At 44.1% G+C, this 19099-nt stretch carries 21 protein-coding genes; 7 read left to right on the top strand and 14 right to left on the bottom strand.

Features of this window, described 5'->3' with window-relative positions:
• The first annotated feature begins 188 nt into the window (after positions 1-188).
• The 3 genes from NDJ01_RS01630 to NDJ01_RS01620 are packed head-to-tail and all read left to right on the top strand — an operon-like array spanning position 189 to position 2550.
• On the top strand, positions 189-569 hold the full coding sequence (locus tag NDJ01_RS01630; protein ID WP_005397224.1) for a RidA family protein: 381 nt from the start codon (positions 189-191) through the stop codon (positions 567-569).
• A gap of 15 nt (positions 570-584) precedes the next feature.
• Positions 585-1862, top strand: coding sequence for a serine dehydratase subunit alpha family protein (locus NDJ01_RS01625; protein ID WP_203343213.1), 1278 nt, complete (start codon positions 585-587; stop codon positions 1860-1862).
• A 28-nt stretch (positions 1863-1890) separates the two neighbouring features.
• Positions 1891-2550, top strand: coding sequence for a transcriptional regulator (locus NDJ01_RS01620; protein ID WP_005397228.1), 660 nt, complete (start codon positions 1891-1893; stop codon positions 2548-2550).
• A gap of 18 nt (positions 2551-2568) precedes the next feature.
• Here the strand turns inward: NDJ01_RS01620 and NDJ01_RS01615 are convergent, their stop codons facing one another.
• Positions 2569-2817 (bottom strand): YkgJ family cysteine cluster protein, encoded by a 249-nt coding sequence (locus tag NDJ01_RS01615; RefSeq protein ID WP_025574470.1) that lies wholly within the window; start codon positions 2815-2817, stop codon positions 2569-2571.
• 126 nt (positions 2818-2943) lie between these two features.
• Positions 2944-3192: a GlsB/YeaQ/YmgE family stress response membrane protein gene (locus NDJ01_RS01610; RefSeq protein ID WP_005397239.1), complete on the bottom strand. Its 249-nt coding sequence runs from the start codon at positions 3190-3192 to the stop codon at positions 2944-2946.
• Between the two features lie 188 nt (positions 3193-3380).
• On the opposite strand from NDJ01_RS01610, the gene NDJ01_RS01605 reads away from it, so the two are divergent.
• Positions 3381-3821, top strand: a complete 441-nt coding sequence (locus tag NDJ01_RS01605; RefSeq protein ID WP_065645037.1) for a YcgN family cysteine cluster protein — start codon at positions 3381-3383, stop codon at positions 3819-3821.
• A 271-nt stretch (positions 3822-4092) separates the two neighbouring features.
• A complete protein-coding gene (locus NDJ01_RS01600; protein ID WP_374044948.1) occupies positions 4093-5691 on the top strand; it encodes a mechanosensitive ion channel domain-containing protein in 1599 nt (532 codons plus the stop codon).
• Between the two features lie 69 nt (positions 5692-5760).
• Here the strand turns inward: NDJ01_RS01600 and NDJ01_RS01595 are convergent, their stop codons facing one another.
• From NDJ01_RS01595 to gap, 10 genes are all read right to left on the bottom strand, one after another.
• Complete coding sequence (locus tag NDJ01_RS01595; RefSeq protein WP_258431452.1) at positions 5761-6045, bottom strand: putative quinol monooxygenase; 285 nt, start codon at positions 6043-6045, stop codon at positions 5761-5763.
• A 17-nt stretch (positions 6046-6062) separates the two neighbouring features.
• Positions 6063-6458: a VOC family protein gene (locus NDJ01_RS01590; RefSeq protein ID WP_258586131.1), complete on the bottom strand. Its 396-nt coding sequence runs from the start codon at positions 6456-6458 to the stop codon at positions 6063-6065.
• A 134-nt stretch (positions 6459-6592) separates the two neighbouring features.
• On the bottom strand, positions 6593-6892 hold the full coding sequence (locus NDJ01_RS01585) for a ribbon-helix-helix domain-containing protein (protein WP_031780613.1): 300 nt from the start codon (positions 6890-6892) through the stop codon (positions 6593-6595).
• Positions 6893-7028: 136 nt separating this feature from the next.
• Positions 7029-8606, bottom strand: coding sequence for an alkaline phosphatase (locus NDJ01_RS01580; protein WP_258586130.1), 1578 nt, complete (start codon positions 8604-8606; stop codon positions 7029-7031).
• 397 nt (positions 8607-9003) lie between these two features.
• Positions 9004-9363: a hypothetical protein gene (locus NDJ01_RS01575; RefSeq protein WP_258586129.1), complete on the bottom strand. Its 360-nt coding sequence runs from the start codon at positions 9361-9363 to the stop codon at positions 9004-9006.
• Positions 9364-9613: 250 nt separating this feature from the next.
• Positions 9614-10561 (bottom strand): ChaN family lipoprotein, encoded by a 948-nt coding sequence (locus tag NDJ01_RS01570; protein ID WP_258586128.1) that lies wholly within the window; start codon positions 10559-10561, stop codon positions 9614-9616.
• 97 nt (positions 10562-10658) lie between these two features.
• Positions 10659-11486, bottom strand: a complete 828-nt coding sequence (rlmA, locus tag NDJ01_RS01565) for a 23S rRNA (guanine(745)-N(1))-methyltransferase (protein WP_258586127.1) — start codon at positions 11484-11486, stop codon at positions 10659-10661.
• 96 nt (positions 11487-11582) lie between these two features.
• Positions 11583-13619: a methyl-accepting chemotaxis protein gene (locus NDJ01_RS01560; protein ID WP_258586126.1), complete on the bottom strand. Its 2037-nt coding sequence runs from the start codon at positions 13617-13619 to the stop codon at positions 11583-11585.
• 199 nt (positions 13620-13818) lie between these two features.
• On the bottom strand, positions 13819-14703 hold the full coding sequence (locus tag NDJ01_RS01555) for a D-hexose-6-phosphate mutarotase (protein ID WP_145473610.1): 885 nt from the start codon (positions 14701-14703) through the stop codon (positions 13819-13821).
• Positions 14704-14861: 158 nt separating this feature from the next.
• Entirely contained in the window at positions 14862-15857 is a 996-nt protein-coding gene (gene gap / locus NDJ01_RS01550) for a type I glyceraldehyde-3-phosphate dehydrogenase (RefSeq protein ID WP_012841556.1), read from the bottom strand.
• Positions 15858-16194: 337 nt separating this feature from the next.
• Between gap and msrB the strand changes: the two genes are divergently transcribed.
• A complete protein-coding gene (gene msrB / locus NDJ01_RS01545) occupies positions 16195-16605 on the top strand; it encodes a peptide-methionine (R)-S-oxide reductase MsrB (RefSeq protein ID WP_005396508.1) in 411 nt (136 codons plus the stop codon).
• A gap of 115 nt (positions 16606-16720) precedes the next feature.
• On the opposite strand, the gene NDJ01_RS01540 is transcribed toward msrB, so the two are convergent.
• The gene (locus NDJ01_RS01540) at positions 16721-17542 is read right to left on the bottom strand and encodes a DUF2989 domain-containing protein (protein WP_047010129.1); all 822 of its coding nucleotides are present in this window, start codon (positions 17540-17542) and stop codon (positions 16721-16723) included.
• A 101-nt stretch (positions 17543-17643) separates the two neighbouring features.
• Between NDJ01_RS01540 and NDJ01_RS01535 the strand changes: the two genes are divergently transcribed.
• Positions 17644-17928 carry a YeaC family protein gene (locus NDJ01_RS01535; RefSeq protein WP_005380700.1) on the top strand — a complete coding sequence of 95 codons (285 nt, stop codon included), beginning with the start codon at positions 17644-17646 and terminating at the stop codon, positions 17926-17928.
• Between the two features lie 105 nt (positions 17929-18033).
• On the opposite strand, the gene ansA is transcribed toward NDJ01_RS01535, so the two are convergent.
• On the bottom strand, positions 18034-19047 hold the full coding sequence (gene ansA / locus NDJ01_RS01530; protein ID WP_258586125.1) for an asparaginase: 1014 nt from the start codon (positions 19045-19047) through the stop codon (positions 18034-18036).
• Positions 19048-19099: the final 52 nt, after the last annotated feature.

Below are 19099 nucleotides of genomic sequence, written 5' to 3'. Positions count from 1 at the left end.
ATTTTTTTGTGGAAAATTCAGATAAATTTGAGATCTTGGCGAAGAAGTTCAAATAAATTGGAGTTTTTAACGAGTTTTGTGATCTGATCTAGTTGTTTGATTCATGTTTAATTGAAAAAATAACGCTAATACGGAAGTTGAATTAGAAACTTCTTAATAAAAAATAAAATTTATGTGAGGATTTAAAAATGAAAAAATTGATTTCATCTGAACACGCGCCTGCTGCTATCGGACCTTATTCACATGGCACTAGCTATGGTGATTTGATTTTTACTTCTGGCCAATTACCCGTTGATAAGGCAACAGGAAAAGTCGTTGAAGGCGGCATCAGTGCACAAAGTCATCAATCTCTTACTAACTTGAAGCACGTTTTAGAGGCTGGTGGTGGCAGTATCGATACTGTTTTAAAAACAACGTGTTACCTATCGAATATTAATGACTTTGCCGAGTTTAACAAGGTCTACGCAGAGTTTTTCCAACAAGATTGTCCGGCACGCAGTTGCTTCGCAGTGAAAGATTTGCCTCTTGGCGTGTTAATTGAAGTCGAAGCGATTGCTCATAAAAAGTAATACGGAGAACAGAGCATGAACCAGCAATGGACACAATATATCCAAATCATTAAGCAAGTTGTGAAACCTGCATTAGGATGTACAGAACCCATTGCTGCTGCGTACGCGGCAGCAGTTGCAAGAAAAGAGTTAGGCACATCCGATATTGATGCGATAGAGGTGCGTGTTTCAGACAACCTATTTAAAAACTCGATGGGTGTTTTCGTACCCGGAACGGGCAAGATAGGCCTCAAAATTGCCGCCTCGGTTGGTGCATTAGCCGGTGACCCAACAGCAGAACTGGAAGTGTTGGCTCGGATTAATGAGCAGGATGTCGCTGCTGCGCAACAATTGATAGATGAAGAGCGAGTAACTGTAGCGCGCGTGGATACGCAAGAATTCATTTATTGCAGCGTAACGCTCACCTCTGGTGACGATGTTGTTTCGGTCACGATCAGTGGCGGTCACACCAACATTCTCCAAATCATGCGTAATGGCGACGTGATTTTTGATGCCCCATCACAGCAACGCGTTGCGACCGCTTCCGTTTGTGAAGGTGTGGATATTTCGATCAAACAAATCTATGAGTTTGCCACTCAAGCGCCTTTTGAAGAGATCAAGTTCATTCTCCAAGCTGCAGAGCTTAATACCTTGTTGGCTCAAGAGGGTATCGACCGAGGTTACGGCCTAGAAATTGGACGCACGCTAAAAGGCAACATCGAGCAAGGCTTATTGGGCAATGACTTAATGAGTCGCATACAGATGATGACATCTGCGGCGTCTGATGCTCGCATGGGAGGGGCGACGTTGCCAGCCATGAGCAATTTCGGCAGTGGGAACCAAGGTATTGCCGCTACAATGCCAGTCGTAGTTGCGGCTGAAGCATTCCAAAACGACGAAGAACAGTTGGCACGCGCATTGATCATGAGTCATTTAGGGGCTATTTACATCAAATCTTATTACCCACCGTTATCCGCATTTTGTGGCAACACTGTTACCAGTGCGGCAGCTTCTATGGCGCTGGTGTATTTAGCTGGTGGTACATTTGAGCAATCATGCTACGCCATTCAAAACGTCATCAGCGATAGTTCAGGTATGGTGTGCGATGGTGCGAAATCCTCTTGTGCGATGAAAGTGTGTACTTCGTCGACAACGGCGGTGCGCTCATATTTGATGGCGATGGGTAACCACAGTGTTAAGAATCAAGGTATAGTAGGCGAAGAAGTTGAGCAAACGATAAGAAATGTTGGCTCAATGGTTCGTTTCGGTATGCCGTATACTGACAAATCTATTATCGATATTATGTCGGCCTAACCTCCAGTTTTTGCTAAGGGAAGTAACATTGCTACTAAAGAAACTCACCAAGAGTGATCTCGATATTTTGAACTCTATGAAAAACGTGGTGGATGGCATTGCACGTATGTATGGTGAACACACTGAAGTGGTTCTCCACAGCTTAGATGCCGAAGCGCCGGAAATCATCAAAATCGCAAACGGGCACGTGACGGAACGCAGTGAAGGTGCCCCAATTACCAACTTAGCGAGAATGAAGTTAAGAGAGGGCAAGGACGTTTCTGATTCGTACTTGACGAAAACGTCGAACGGAAAGACCTTGCACTCCATTACGACCATTGTCAGAAATCCAAAAAACAAACCGATTGGTCTGCTGTGTATCAACGTAGATATGGATGCACCGATGCAGGCGTTTTTAAAGGCAATGCTGCCTCAGCAACACACTGAGTGTTGTGTTGGTGGTGCTCGCTCACCAGAAACGTTTGCGCGTAATATTGATGAAACCATCATCAGCACGATAGAAACCGTGCAAACAGAAGTGTGGGAAAATGAAGCCATTGCGCCTTCTAAACGTAACCGTGAACTGGTGACGCGACTGCACGGCTTAGGCATTTTTAAATACAAAGATGCTGTTTTAATGGTTGCAAACCATCTTGGCATTTCGCGCGATACCATCTACTTGTACTTACGAGAGCTTGGTAACGATTAAACGGGGGCTCTGAATAGATTAAGTAAGTTGCTCTAGCTCAGTGATGTTGTCGAGCGCTTCTTGGTTGGTTTTGCCACACACAACCGGACACGGTTTAAAATCGTGACAAACGTTAGGGCGCTCAGGCTTACCAAACAGCTTACACAAATTATCATCGTTGAGTTGTACGCAACGAACACCTGCTGGTTTGCCCTTGGGCATTCCAGGTATCGGTGAAGAGATACTTGGCGCAATACAGCAAGCTCCGCATCCTAGTCGACAATCCATAATGTAAACCTCTTAAAAATTGAGGGGCAATTATGGTCATTTTGACGTGGATTGGAAGAGTCGCCTAAGAAAAAATAAAAAGGAGCACTCAATAGAGTGCTCCTTTTGGCTTCTAAACCGTTGTGATCATCTCAAGAAGCGGTTGTAAACAAACAGCAGAATAAATGCGCCTAGCGTTGCGGTGATGATGCTACCGATATTTACGCCAGTTGCCCCGCCGAAACCCAGAATACCGCCAAGAAAGCCGCCGACAAACGCCCCAGCAATACCGAGTAGCATTGTCGCAATCCAGCCACCCCCATCTTTTCCTGGCATGAGCCATTTTGCGAGTGCACCGGCGATTAAGCCCAAAATAATCCAAGAAATAATACCCATGAAAACTCCTTAATGCCTTCTTGATCAATTGAGTAATGGAAACTCGTTTAAGGATAGAACAGTAAAGCGAAAGTAGTTGAATATCTCTACTGTTATGTGTGAATGATTCGAGATCTTCTCAAAACTTGAACTTTTGCGTTGAGAGGGGTATAAATCGCCCCCTAAATTCCCTTGGTGAGACCTGAAGTATGAGCACTCCATTTTGGCAAAGTAAATCGTTAGAGCAGATGACAGAAGAGGAATGGGAATCTCTCTGTGATGGTTGTGGTAAATGTTGCCTGCATAAGCTAATGGACGAAGATACCGACGAAATCTATTACACCAATGTGGCCTGTAGCTGGTTAAATAGCAAAACGTGTTCTTGTAAGGATTACCCAAATCGTTTTACTTCGGGTGAAGAGTGCACCAAGCTGACGCGCGAAGACATCGACGATTTTACTTGGCTGCCGCATACGTGCGCTTACCGCCTGTTGGCTGAAAAACAGCCTTTACCAGAATGGCATCCGTTGATTACGGGCTCGAAATCTGCGATGCACGCGGCGGGCGAAAGTGTCCGCAATAAAGTGGTATACGAGATTGATGTGGTGGATTGGGAAGACCACATTCTGAATCACCCCAATCGCCAGTAGTTAAATGTACACAAGCCTTTCATCTAATAATGAAAGGCTTGTTTGTTATTGGGTTTCTCAACTTTGACGCCCAACTAACGAAATGCTGCTCAGTTTATTATTTAGTGTTGTAAACTTAGGTATATAATTTCAAGGCTTTACACTTCTATTCTTGGTCGTTTTGATCAGAACTGTTCCCTAAGAGGTAAACATGACGTTTCATTTCCCCCAGAAAATACGCCTGACATCTTGGGTGGCATTATTCGCGCTCATCCTCGGTATGATGGCCCCGATGGTCATCAATGCGAAAGATATTCAGGATACGCCAGAGCCCTCTGCTGCCGAAACTTCTATTGATAACTTGAATCGAGAAATTGTGGATTTATCCCAAGGTCTCTCGCAAGCGAGTGGTGATGAGCGCGATGCGCTTCAACTGCAGCTGTTCCAAAAAAATGAAGAGTTAAGAAGTCAGTTAGCATCAGCGATTGAACGTGAAACTATCCCTCGTGACAAATTGATCTCCTTGGTTAAAAAGCAGGAAAAATACTCCGAGGACGCCACGAACTATCTGTCGGAAAAAATAAAGAAAGTCGTTGAAGATTTAAATAAAGCCAAGGATGAAGAGAAACTTGCTCTTGTTAATGATTACCGAGAGTTACAGCATTACCTCGATGTCAGCTTCGATTCAAGTTGGCAAAACCTTGCTTGGCTGAAAGAGTTAGGGGCTCAAAATGAGCGCGCAGAGGTGGAACTAAAGGATAAAGTTGATAAACGCATGCGTTTGCTGTCTGCCTCAATTGAGTACTTGAGTCAGCAAAGTGAGATCATCGGCTCTCAACTTTCGTCAAGCCCTGAATCGGAAAAAGCGTCACTGCAGCTAAGTCAGCTTATTACTAAGCAAAGACTGAATATTGCGACGGAAAGCCTACGCAATTTAATTTCGATTGGCGATAAAGTCGGTTTAGAAACGTCCGAATACAAACGCCAAATTTTCGAAGTGACAGGGAATATCACCCACGATTTACTGAATACCAAAGTAGTGTGGTCAATACTGAGCCATTGGTCCAACTCGGCACTAGACTGGTTTGCCGAAAATGCGCCACAGCACATTTTCCAGTTGTTTGTATTTGCGCTGATTTTATTGATAGCTCGTGGGCTCGCGAAGTTAACGCGCAAAGTGGTCAGCAAGGCGGTTTCATCGAAAAACTTAAAACTCTCACACTTGATGCAGGATTTCTTTATCTCAATGTCCGGCAAGTTCGTGTGGGTGATTGGTATCATGGTGGGCCTATCTCAGCTTGGATTGAACCTAGCACCGATCCTAACTGGTTTTGGTATTGCTGGTGTGATTATCGGCTTCGCCTTGCAAGACACCTTGTCCAACTTCGCGGCGGGTATGATGTTGCTTATTTACCGTCCATTTGATGTTGGTGACTTTGTGTATGCTGGTGGCGTGGATGGTAAGGTAAGCCATATGAGTTTGGTGAACACCACAATCCGTACGTTTGATAACCAAATTATTATTGTACCTAACAGTAAAATTTGGGGAGATGTCATTAAGAACGTCACACACGAGCGCATTCGCCGTGTGGATATGGTGTTTGGCATTGGTTATGCGGATGACTTGCTGAAAGCCGAGTCAGTGCTGTCTGATATCATTACTTCTCACCCTGCAGTACTTCGTACACCAGAGCCGATGATCAAAGTGCATACGTTAAACACATCATCTGTAGACTTTATTGTTCGTCCTTGGGTAAAAACTGATGATTATTGGGACGTGTATTGGGATGTGACAAAAGAAGTGAAACTGCGCTTTGACCGAGAAGGCATTTCGATTCCTTTCCCACAACAAGATGTGCATTTGCACATGGTAGAGAAGCAAGACGCGTAATCACAGCCACAACAGTACGAAAAGGCACTCTAGTAAAGAGTGCCTTTTTATTTGCATTAAGCGGTGTTTTTACAGTTCGTTAAAGAACGCCAATTTCGGTTCGCATTCTAACAAGTTGTCGATTTGGCTAATCAAAAGAGAAAAGTGTTCTGTTTTACCATGAAGATCGAACGCTTGTTGGTCTTTAAATTGCTCTTGAAAAACGAAGTGGCACGCATTGTCTTTATCTTGGAATAACTGATAACGAACACAACCTTCTTCATTGCGAGTGGGTTCAAGTGCTCGGGTGAGCACTACTTTCAGTTCCTGTTCTTTTCCCGGTTGTGCGTGAAAGGTAGCAGTCAAGTGAATCATGATGTTTACTCTTTTTGTTATAGGTAACGCCCTTGGCGTTGTAAGAACTCAATTTTGTAACCATCAGGATCAGTCACAAAAAAGAACGTTGCCAAATGCTTTTGTTGGTGATCAAAGGCTTTGATGTCACCCGCTTCAATACCGAGAGATTTAATGCGTTTGTGAGTTTGTTCGATGTCCTCTACGCTGACAGCAAGGTGACCGTAGCCTGAGCCGTGAGTGTAAGGCTCAGTTTGATCGTGATTGTGTGTCAACTCTAATTCAAAGCGAGTTTCTTCGTTGGCTAGATAGGTCAGAGAAAAACCATCAAAGATGTATTGGTCTTTGATTTCTAGCTCAAGTACGTCGCGGTAAAATTGTAGAGAACGGTCCAGATCGCTGACTCGGATCATGGTATGAATCATTTTTGTCATGGGTACTCCTTGATAGTCCGCATAGGTTAGCGAGTTCAAAAGAAGTCTGGGTAGTACTCTAGTACGACAAATTAGAACATGCTCAATGGCTTACAACTCTTGTTGCATAGCTTATGAAGGTTATTGGTAGGTTGTTAAGTGTTTAGTTGTGTCAGTGCTTGACGAATCGTCTCTTTAGGCTGGCGAGCGTAAGTGAGACAGGCGCAGCGGAGTAGGGAGGCAAAGTTGTTTACTTCACCATTGTATTCGAGCGCTTCTTGATAGACCGTACTAATAAACTTAGGAACAGTCATGTTTTGAGCGTTAGCAATTTCCTCAAGAATCGTCCAAAAGCTCGCTTCAAGTTTTACACTTGTGGCGTGACCATCAATACGGATAGAGCGGGTGATGAACTGATAGTTGTCTTGGGGCTGCTTAGCAAATATTTCGCACATTTTCTTCATTCATATAATCAAAGACCTATAATTATTGAGGTTTATTGTTTAAAACGTCAACTATTTTCATGTATAAAAAAACGCTCCCTTACGAGAGCGTTTGAACATCACGAGTCGTGAAGTAAGTGCAAGCCGATTATTTGATTTGTTGCTTTAAGTACTCACCTAACTGAGAGTGGTGCATGATTTTTGATACCGGAAGGATAGTTTCTGCAGGTCCCCAAGCAAATACGTTGACTGGGGTATGCGTATGAGTACCCGTTCCCCATACTGTGTTTTGCTTTGTTGCATGTTCACGCGCTAGCAAGTTGCCACGGTCGTTGTAAGGAAAGAACGCATCAAAGTCATTGATTGTAGGAACGTTCTCTTCGCTTAAGTATTTGTGTCCAGCGAGTCGGTATGGATTTGGTTTACTTGCTAATACGCGTTCTGCTTGCTCAGGCGTAATCGAAAAATCGCTATTTGCGTTCACGATTTCCGCAAACTTCTCTGGTGTTTGAGCTTTCTTATCAAGCGCTTGGAATTCGCTGATCATGCCGTAGTAACTTTTCTTTTGGTTGTATAAACCATCAAGGATCTCGAACTGACCGAAGTTGAAGTTTGGCGCGTAATCTTGATTTTTGAATGCTTCGCCGTCGCGTTTTTGCGGTTTAGGCAAGTTTGCTGATGAGTAACTAAAGCCGAAAGAACCGGTCTCGTGGTCAGCGGTAACAATGATCAGTGTGTCATCACGGCCTTTTGCCCACTCATAAACCGAGTCTACCGCTTCGTCGAATTTGATCATTTCATGCAGCATCGTACCCGCATCGTTACTGTGGCCAGCCCAGTCAATTTGACCGCCTTCAACCATTAAGAAAAAGCCGTCTTTGTCTTTTGAAAGGATGTCGATCGCTTTGGTGGTCATTTCTTTCAGTGATGGCTGCGTACGTTTTGGATCGTTTTTGCTTTGACTGTAGGCAATACCATCGTTCATGCCAGAGTAAGCAAAAAGTCCAAGTAATTTGTCACCTTTAGCTTGTGTGAGCATATCGCGGCTGAAAGCCAGGTTGTAACCTTGGTCTTGCGCCTCAGTGAGCAAGTTGCGCTCATCTTTACGTTTCGACTTTAGGTAGACATTACCTTCAGTGAGCTTTTCAAGTTGCTCGTATGTCTCTCCCTTGTCGTTTGTCGACTTTGGAATCCAATGACGAAGTCCGCCAGACATCATCACGTCTACGCCAGTTTCTAGCATGTCCGCCGCAATACTGTTTTCTAGAGAACGGTGCGGTTGATGAGCGGCAAATGCGGCTGGCGTTGCATGAGTCATACGTGTATCAGAGACGAGACCCGTAGCCTTACCTTTGCTTTTGGCTTTTTCCAAAATGGTTTCAACGTGGTTGCCTTGGCTATCAATGCCAATGACTTCAGAAGCGGTAGGTATTCCTGTTGCTAGCATCGTTGCGGAGCACGCAGAGTCGACGACGATCGCGTCTTCTGGATTAGTCAGTGAAGAGCCAATGACACCTTCTTGAGCGAGTTTATACAAAGCGGTAGTTTCGCCTTTGTAAATCGAGTTAGGTGCGTGTTTGGCGTAAGTCTCTAGTAGACCAACTTGTTGAGGCCCCATGCCATCGCCGATCATCAAAATAACGTTTTTGATTTCGGCCGAGAGTGCATTAAAAGAGAGGGTTGATGCTGCCACTGCGGTAACGATTGGAGATACTAAGCGCTTCATTATATTTTCCTTGTTTATTGAAAGCGCTGGCATTAAAACAATGATTTATGACGATTTTGTGTCGGTAATAAAAGTTTAACTAAATTGTCGTCTTTGCTTGGGTTTGTAGAAAAAGTGAATCAACCTCTAACGTTTGTGAATTTAGAAAGAAGAAAGCCCACAAACGTGGGCTTGGATTACGCTTAGGAGTTGAAAGCATGGACTAAAGTTATCCATTCAGTGCCTTCACAAGAAACCTAGTTTAGGGAGCAATAAACGAGTATGCGTTCTAAGGTCATAAGAGCGGTCGAATTGAGGAGTATATAACCTACGTTTACGACATATCGTTCTTTGACGTATCAAATTATGGGCTGCAGTTAGTGATTTACTCAAATAGGATTTATTGTCGTAACGATTATTAGACCAACGCTAATATGATGCCACCGACAGTGAGGGCCGCAGAAAGGTATTGACCCGCAGAGTATGAGCCGTCTTCTTCTTCCTCGATTTTGTCAGGGTGATCCATGCCAAGTGCACCATGTGTAAAGGACTCCACTTTTTTACCAACAGATTTATCTTCTGCTTCTACTCTCTTACTGTCGTGTTCGATTTGCCGCAGAGCGGCGAGGAGCGCTTTGCCCTCCGTAGACAGTGTCACCTTATTGTGTTCGACTTTTAGCGGCGAAGCGTTGCCTTCCTCTTGTGCAATACTTGTTTGCTTAGAGGCGACAGATTGTTTGGCATAGTTATTAACAGAAGTGCTTCCTACTGGATTCATCGAATACTCCTTGGAACATCGACACTCGGTCACTGAGTGCGGTAAAAAGCAGTTATATTACTATCGGCGGCAAAGTCTATTTCTGAAGCTATTTGGATAAAAACAGGTCTGCTTTTGCCGCTTCTGGTTTCTATTCGTGATCATTAGCAAAAAATAGACCAGCAAGAAGCAGACCGTTGTCACTCTATGAACTCGGAGCAGTGTGATGCTACAGCGCAACTAAAAGGCAGTAACTTAAATTGGAGACCAGCTACTTACATTGAAGATCGCTATTGCGCTTAGTGAGGTGTTGATATGCCGCCATGCGGTGAGCATCTTGTACATACCGTACTGGTGGTGCAAGAACCTCTAACTGATAATCAGTATGATCAGCAAGCACATTATCTGTTGGGCTAATTACAACCACTTTTAAGCTCGGGTTGCGGCTTAAGATGGATGCAGCTGTACCTAGTCCTTGCTCGGTATGAAACTTGCCTGCAACATGAACAACCTGGGCACCTGGTGTGGCGGTTAGGTAGCTAACGATAGATTCCGCCATAGTTTCATCCCAAGTAACTTGAGCTGCAAACTGTTTTTCCGTCTGCTCTGGCTTACCGTGATGCATGGATGCCATGAACTTTTCTTTGTACGGACTACTACCAGTGTTGATGGCTTGTGCAATGAACATCCGCTGCTCATCATCGAGCTTGTTAACGTAGTCTATCCCCTGACGACCAATACATCGGACAATGCCCTTTGGTGCATTCGCAGCAATCACCGGGAGATTTTTCTGCTTAGCAAACTCAACGAGAGGGCGATAGTCGCTCTCATAATTGGGCCAAGCATTGGCTTGTTTCATCAAGTACTGTTCACCGATTTCCCCACGCAGGTAAGCGTCAACAACAGGTTGTTTGTCGCGGGTAAATTGTTCCATTGATAACGCGAGTGGGCGGTCATAAGATGAAAGTTGTTTGAGCATATCGGTTTGAAAGCGATGAACGCCGGCATGTGTGTGCCATTCACCAATAAGAATGACATCTGCTTGTTGCAGCTCTTTTGGTAGTTCGCTTAGAGCGATATGTTCGCCAGAAGGGGTGTAAAGTTGGTAGTCGTAAAAAGTAGTGACTTCCGCAGAGGTAGGGTCAGAGTTGGTTGATGGAACAGAAGAACAACCAGTAAGTAAGCCAGCAAAGAGCAAGCTTAAAATAGAAAAGCGCATTGAAAAGCCTCCAAAAATGTCCGGATGATATTAATGGAGGCTGAACAATGAATCAATATAAATGATAACTATTTGCGTTTGTTGCCTGCCACTATTATTACTGAGTGGACTTTTTGCGATATACGCGCAGCATAAAATCAGCCTCACACTGATAGAGTGTAGCGGACTTCAACTCTTCACGAAGTGCATCGGTTGCTTTCCATGCGAATGGCGTCATTTGCAATAAATCGAATGCGGCCCCGTCCTTCAAATTCATAACATAGTTAAGATGTTGTTGATGCTCTAATTCATATCCTTCAATATGTTCTGGCTCTTCACTGTGAAGACGAACATCTTGATAAATGCGTTCACGTAGTTGGTATAAGTGACGGCTTGCAGGTGTCACCGTGATGACCACACCGTTCTCTTTTACAACGCGCTGAAGCTCTTCTGCCTTGCAAGGGGCATAAATGCGCAAAATAGCATCTAAGGATTCATTCGCGAAAGGAAGCCGATGGCTAGAAGCGACGCTAAAGTGACACCGTGTGTAGCGCTTCGCCGCATAACGAATCGCAACTTTTGAAATGTCCAATCCATATATCGTCGCATCGTCCGTTTGCGTTTGTATCGTCTTCTGCACTTGATCCGTGTAGTAACCCTCGCCGCAACCAATATCTAATAATTGATGATCGGTTCCCTCTGTGTATTTCGCACACAGCTGCGCAACCTCTTGGCGCATTGGGTTGTAGTAATTCCCCTCAAGGAATCGACGACGAGCTTGCATCATCTCTTTATTGTCACCAGGATCTTTAGAACGTTTGTGGTGCGCTGGCATCAAGTTAACGTAGCCTTCTTTTGCTAAGTCAAACTGATGATTGTTTTCGCACTTAAACGTTTTTTCATTTAACGCTAGAGCTTGGTGGCATAAAGGGCATTGATAGTTCATGACGATCTCGAACAGAAAGTAGTGCGGCAAATTCTATCAAAAAGCGTGGTCTCAAGTGAAACAATAAGAGCCGATGGAATCGGCTCTTATTAAGTATTAATGAAAGAAGTCGACTTGCTCTTTCAAGTTCCGCGCTTGTTGTTGCAGTTCAATGGCACTTTGCGAGGTTTTCGCGCTGGTGTCGCGGCTTTCTCGGTTTAGCTCACTGATAGAATGGGCATTTGCAGCAATTTCTTGGGATACTTGCGCTTGCTCTTCTGAGGTCGCAGCAATGGCGTCGGCTTGAGATGCTATCGACTGGACTTGTACTGCGATGGCTTCTAATGCTGTACCCGCGTCTTGTGCTTTGTCTAAGACCTGATTGGCACTGCGTTGGCTGTCGGTCATCATATTAACTGCATTATGAGTAGAGCCTTTTAGCTTCTCAATAATTTCAACTACATCCTGAACTGAGCTTTGTGTACGGTGCGCAAGTGTACGCACTTCATCTGCTACAACTGCGAAGCCACGACCTTGCTCACCTGCTCGTGCGGCTTCAATGGCTGCATTCAACGCAAGTAGGTTGGTTTGCTCTGCAATCTCATCAATCATCTTCGTGACGGTTTGAATACTCTCACTATCGCGATTGACTTGCTCGATAGCCGCTGCTGATTGATCCAATTGATCGTTAAGTTGAGCAACATCGATACATACGCCTTCAACAATCGCGAGACCAGATTGACTATCGGTATTCGCTGAGCGTACGTTTTCCGCAATACTTTCGACTTGTTGGGCAACCGATTGAGCAGAAGAGGCCATCTCTTCGATTGCTGTTACCACTTGTTCTACTTCTTCTTGTTGGCGGTCAGCTTGGGTTAAATTGCTATGGGCATCATTGGCAACGCTGGTGGAGTTGCTCTCTACTAAGTCGCTTGTGGAACGGATCTTACCAACAAGTTCATTGAGTTGACTTGCCATACTGGCGACACCCTTATTCAGGTTCGTAATTTCATTTTTTGATGCCTTACGAGACGATGGGACGTTCAAGCTGACCTCGCCGCCCGCCAAGCGAGTCATATAGGAGTTTAGAACGGTCAGAGGTTGTAAGCTGCGATTCAAGAAAAGTGTCAGTACAACAAAAGTAATGATTGCCGCTACCGAAGAAATGATGGCGATAAGTTTGAGTAGTGTATCACTGCCTTTGGTCACTTCTTTGATGAACGTACCACCCAGTAGTTTCCAGTTCCAGCCTGGTACTTCGGTAAACACTAAGTACTTTTCGCCGACTGTTGAGCCGAATTGGTAAGGGTAGAGAATTAATCCGCTCTTTTGTTCAAAAATTTTATGGAAAGGCTTATTACCCTCGTAGTCACGAACTTCTGTGATTGAAGGGTCGGTTGCACTTTTGGTCGGATGGAGTAGGTACTTACCAAGATTGTTGTCGTCGTTGTCGACAATGATGGTATAGCCAGTATCGCCCCATTTAATCTCTTCTAGCGCATCGAATAGCGTTTGTGTTGCTTGATCTACGGGTAAACCAATAAACGATAACCCTGCAACTTTTCCTGTTGCATCTTTAATTGGAGAGTAATAGGTAATGTAGCGTTCGCCGTACAACTTTATTTGAGCGTAATATGGCTGACCAGCTTTTAGTTGCTGATAACCTGGGTGGTCGAGACCTAGTGTGGTTCCCACTGCTCGTTGACCTTGAGGATCTTTTAGTGAGGTAGATACACGGATAAAGTCATCTCCCAAAGGCGCGAATAAAGTCGCGATAGCACCGGTATCACGTGTGAAGCTATCGACCAGCTTTGTGTCGTTAATTAAGCTTTCACTGTATTGAGTGATGTTTGGTATTTCATGACCCATGAAATCAACGGTATAGTTTTCGACATAAACACCGGCAAGGTAACCATTACGAAAAGTGGACTCGAGCACTTTAGCGGTATGCAGATAAGCATCGAATTGGCCAGCAATGGTTTTAGCCATCGACTCTACTTTAGATTGGTGCTCTTTAAGGGTGCTTTCCAATAGAACATCGGAAGCGTTACGGTAAACAAGCGCAGCAATACTGCTGAAAGCAATGAATAGACACAAAGTGATAACCAGCTTTAACTGGAATCCGACACTTTGATTTCGGTATCTCTCTAACATAGATTAGTTCCTGATATTTTTATTATTTATGAGTTTTGTATCGGCATGCTATCGGTTTATATGATCGAATTTTTTGATATTTATTAATGAAATAGTCAAAAGTGACTAATAACCAATAAGTTAGTTGAGAGAGGACCATCTAAGTGGGGCTTTGATTACAAAAAAGGCCGGGTATTCCCGACCTTTGAGCTGGTTACAACTACTGCACTGAAATTACAGTGACAAGTTCATGAGTCTCACCTGGCTGGAGCGTTTTACCTTGCTCGATTCTTGGAGCGTGAACAGTAGATTCAACACAGAGCATGGTTTGGTAACCATCGTCAGCCATATCAGCCATACCTTGTGCACCTTCTGCCCAAGGGTTCCAAAGTACCGCGGAGTTATGACCATGGTTTTCCACGCTTAATGTACGATTCAGTTCCGGATCTTTTACCAAAATTTTCGCTTCTGGTTGCGTGTAAACGCGATCAATGGTGTCTGTGAGTTGCAGAACATCACCACCTTGGCATACCGCATCAGCTTTCAAGCTATCAATGTACTCGGCACCCATGCCTGTCGTTTGTGCTTGCTTAATGTCTCCAACGTTTAGGTAAGTATGTAACGCGCCAGAGAAGGTCCAAGCTTCGTCATCGATGTTCATGACTTTGAGTGTCACTTTTAGCTCATCGCCAACTTCAACCACCAAACGAGCGTCAAACATATGTGGCCAAATATCGTGGATTTCTTCTGTCGGGAACAGAGCAAGTTCAACAATCACGCCGTTATCGTTCTCGCGATGTTCAACCAGCTCCCATTCAGCAGTACGTGCGAAACCATGAGCCGGTGCTGCAATACGCCCAAACCATGGCCAGCAAACGGGAATGCCGCCTCGCAGAGCTTTTTTCCCGTCGAAAATTGCCTTCTCGCTCATCCAAATCAAATCTTCATGACCAGCAGGAGTGAACGAAACAACGTGACCACCATGTAAGGAGATGCCTGCTGTCGCTTTCTCATGAATAACACGTACTACTTTGACCTGATCAATTTCAACGACAGTAACGTTATCAGATAACACGGTTAGAGCTGGGAGAGTTTTTAAATCCATGTGCTGTTTCCTATCATTGGGGAAAGTAGGGTTTCGACATCCGTCGCAAATACAATGCAACAGCGCCGAGGTATTCTCTCAAATTCCAGATACAAAAAAGGCGACTCTAGAGCCGCCTTTTCTTTAACGAAGTTATTCGCTAATTGCTAACTATCTAATTACTTAGAGATGTGAGCGATTAGGTCTAGAACTTTGTTTGAGTAACCGATTTCGTTGTCGTACCAAGATACAACTTTAACGAAGTTATCAGTTAGAGCGATACCAGCTTTAGCATCGAATACAGAAGTTTGAACTTCACCGATGAAGTCTTGAGATACTACTGCATCTTCAGTGTAACCTAGAACACCTTTTAGCTCGCCTTCAGAAGCTTCTTTCATTGCTGCACAGATAGCTTCGTAAGATGCGCCTTCTTTTAGGTTAACTGTTAGGTCAACTACAGAAACGTTAGCTGTTGGTACGCGGAAAGCCATACCAGTTAGTTTGCCGTTTAGTTCTGGAAGAACAACGCCTACAGCTTTAGCAGCACCAGTTGAAGATGGGATGATGTTTTGAGAAGCACCACGACCACCGCGCCAGTCTTTAGCAGAAGGACCGTCTACAGTTTTTTGAGTTGCTGTAGTAGCGTGAACTGTAGTCATAAGACCAGATTCGATACCGAACTTGTCGTTAAGAACTTTAGCGATAGGCGCTAGACAGTTAGTAGTACAAGAAGCGTTAGAAACGATGTCTTGACCAGCGTAAGTAGCGTGGTTAACGCCCATTACGAACATTGGAGTAGCGTCTTTTGAAGGACCAGTTAGAACAACTTTCTTCGCGCCAGCTTCGATGTGCTTACGTGCAGTCTCGTCTGTTAGGAAAAGACCAGTTGCTTCTGCAACAACGTCAACACCGATTTCGTCCCATTTAAGGTCCGCTGGGTTGCGCTCTGCAGTAACACGTACAGTTTTACCGTTAACGATTAGGTTACCGCCTTCAACTTCAACAGTACCGTTGAAACGGCCGTGAGTTGAGTCGTACTTAAGCATGTATGCCATGTAATCTACGTCGATAAGGTCGTTGATACCTACAACTTCGATGTCAGCACGCTCTTGCGCTGCACGGAATACGAAACGACCGATACGGCCAAAACCGTTAATACCTACTTTGATAGTCATTATAGTTGCTCCACAACTTAATTTCTGATTAAAGATAACTGGTAGTAAAATTACAGAATCCAGTAAACATCTGCAAGTGATAATCGGACTTAACTTGTTTAAAGTCAAAAAAAAGCGACGCTTTTTTTAACAATTCTTCGCAAATGTTCGTTTTTTAAACTTTTAACTGATTCTTCTGTAGTCCAGTTGGCGTAATATAACTGGTGAGATAAGTGCTCTTATCAAATTAATTACGCATGGTGTCCTGGTGAGAAAGTATGTGCTACAACTGTTAAGAGAAGCAAGTTTTTTGCTAAAAAAGTCAATACCAAAAACAGTAAAGAAGGAGCAGAAAGTCGTGGAACAAAACGGGAAAAAAGTGGCGAAGTCAGATGAGCAGTGGCGTGAGCAACTTTCTGAAGAAGAGTTTCGTGTCTGCCGAGAGCAAGGTACAGAACCGCCTTTCAGCGGTAAACTACTGCATAATAAAGAGACGGGTGTTTATGCTTGTACCTGTTGCAATGCCCCTCTCTTTGTCTCTGATAACAAGTATGACTCTGGCTGTGGTTGGCCAAGTTTTGATGCGCCCATCAATGATCAAGCGGTGCGCTATTTAGAAGATCTGAGTCACGGAATGGTACGTACAGAGATTCGTTGTGCCACATGTGATAGCCATCTAGGGCACGTTTTTGAAGATGGCCCACAGACCACGGGTGAGCGTTTTTGTGTTAATTCAGTGTCGTTAATTTTCAACAAATCAGAACAATAACGACAAAATTGTGCTCGATAGTGTTTTATCCTTTCAATACGATTTGTTGTAAGTAGAAAACAGAGTGTAGTTTGACCCAAAGAAAAACTCCCGCCAATTGCGGGAGTTCTTTCGTTTATATCTCTTTGGGTATCATTGTTGGAGAGTAGTTCCCTCTCTCTATGGCTTTTGCCACCGATTCAGCTAATTCATCTAGCAGCTGATATTGCTCTGCATGACTAAAATTAAACATACGCTTGAGCTGCTTTTCATCAGCAAGCGGGACGTCGAATCTTTTTGCAACCATTGCCCACAGATATGCGCGCTCTTTTTCTCCAAGCCCTTGATGAATGCTTGCCATTGATTTGAGAATGATCGGATTAAGGTTGTCTTCATCCGATAAAGACAACGCTTTATTCAGCAGTATCAACGTTTTCTTAGCATCTCGATTAGTATAGAAAGTAGCTAATGCATATTGCATCTCAGCAGTATTTAACTTAGGTGAGCCTTCCATTTGTAAAAATGCGCGACGAGCTTGGATGTCACCCGTTTGAGACCACAAAAAATACAAAGTAGCGGGGTCTTCTGAGCCTTTTAACTCGTTTACGATGCGTTCTAGCTCATCAATACTGTGTACCAAAGCGTTAAAACGCTGTCTCTTGAGAGCACTTTGATCAATAGGTGTGATCTGAGAGGCGAGTTCTAAGCATTTTCTATATTCAGCGACCAGACCGTATTCGATGATTTGGTTGGCTTCTGATGGTTTTTTCAATTGCTCAAACCGATGCCATACTAAATTTGTTCTGGGAACTCGACATTGCCCGTCATCCATATTGAGCTGTTTGCAGCGCAGCTCTGGTGTTTTTTGGCACAACTCTTCGGTTGTCACGTTACCTTCGAAACAGCCCGTTAGTGCGAGACTTGTGAGGCTGAGAAGTAACCAGTGTGTTCTTTTCATGGCTTTGCTTGTGATCCGTTACACCAATTCATTTTCGTATTCTTGACTCAGTTTCTTAACCCGTTATGTTCTGTAAATAGAATGTAATAAGAAGGTACATTATGGACGCAGAACAACTATTACAAGCGATGACTCCAGAAGTTTATGATCGCTTAGTCTATGCAGTAGAAACGGGAAGATGGCCTGAGGGTACAACACTTTCTAAAGAGCAGCGAGATTCGTGTATGCAAGCTGTGATGTTGTATCAATCAAAACATAATACTGATGCGCAGCATATGACGGTTGCAGCTGGCGGTGAAATCAGCTTTAAATCGAAGCAAGAACTTAAAAAACAATTTAGCGGAGAAGAGAGCGACATTGTTCGTGTCAATCCGAACATTGATTAAGTGAACCTTTGATTTTTGCAGGGTGTCGTTTACCGCTACTACTTTGACTTTAAAAGAAAAAAGCCCAATCTCTATTGGGCTTTTTAGATCGTAGTAAGTTTGAATTTACAGGCTCATCTCACCACGCAGTACTTGCTGCATTCTCTCTTTCACTTCTTCGTAAGAAAGGTTTTGGCTTAGAAGGTAATGCAGTTTTGCTAGTGCCGCTTCTGGCGTCATGTCAAAGCCGCTGATAACTCCAGAGTCTGCCAGTGCACAACCCGTGGCGTAGCCGCCCATATTCACTTTGCCTGCCAAACATTGAGTTAGGTTCACGACAATAACGCCGCGCTCAGAGGCTTCTTTCAGGTGACCAAGCAGCTCAGGGTTCTGAGGAGCATTGCCGACACCAAAAGTCAGAAGAATCATCGCATTCACGGGCTGACGAAGCGTGTTTCGGATAACTTCGTGTGAAATGCCAGGGTACATGGTGATCACACCGATTGGTTGTGGTGTGATGTTGTGAACCTTAAATTCACCTTCTGGTTGTGCACCAACGGTTACGCTGTTGCTTACTTGAATATTGATCCCGGCTTCCAGTAGTGGAGGAAGGTTTGGTGAAGTAAAGGCATTAAAACCGTCCGCATGAGATTTTGTGCTGCGGTTACCACGCATCAACTGATTATTGAAGAACAAAGTAACTTCGTTGATCGGGTAGTTTGCGGCAATATGCAGAGCATTCAATAGGTTGGCTTGACCGTCAGAACGCAGCTCCGCAAGAGGGATCTGTGAACCCGTAACAATCACTGGCTTGCCAAGGTTTTCAAGCATGAAAGACAATGCAGATGCTGTGTATGCCATGGTGTCAGTACCATGTAGGATGACGAAACCATCGTATTTGTCATAGTTGTCACGAATATCATCCGCAATCTGCTGCCAGTCGGCAGGCGTCATATCTGATGAGTCAATCAGAGGATCGTATTCGTGGATAGTGTAATCCGGCATTTCAGGACGGTGAAACTCTGGCATGCTTGCTAGTTGCTTTTCCATAAAGCCAGCAATAGGCACATAGCCGTGATCCGATTTTTGCATTCCGATGGTGCCACCGGTGTAAGCGATGTAGATGTGTTTTCTAGTCATCGTTTTTTCTTTCATGTAGGGGAACAGAGGCGGGGATTATATACCTAAATAA

The sequence above is a fragment of the Vibrio sp. HS-50-1 genome (assembly GCF_024747315.1).
Lineage (GTDB): Bacteria > Pseudomonadota > Gammaproteobacteria > Enterobacterales > Vibrionaceae > Vibrio > Vibrio diabolicus.
Note: the sequence above shows the minus strand (reverse complement) of the source record. Positions and strands in the feature narration are given on the sequence as shown.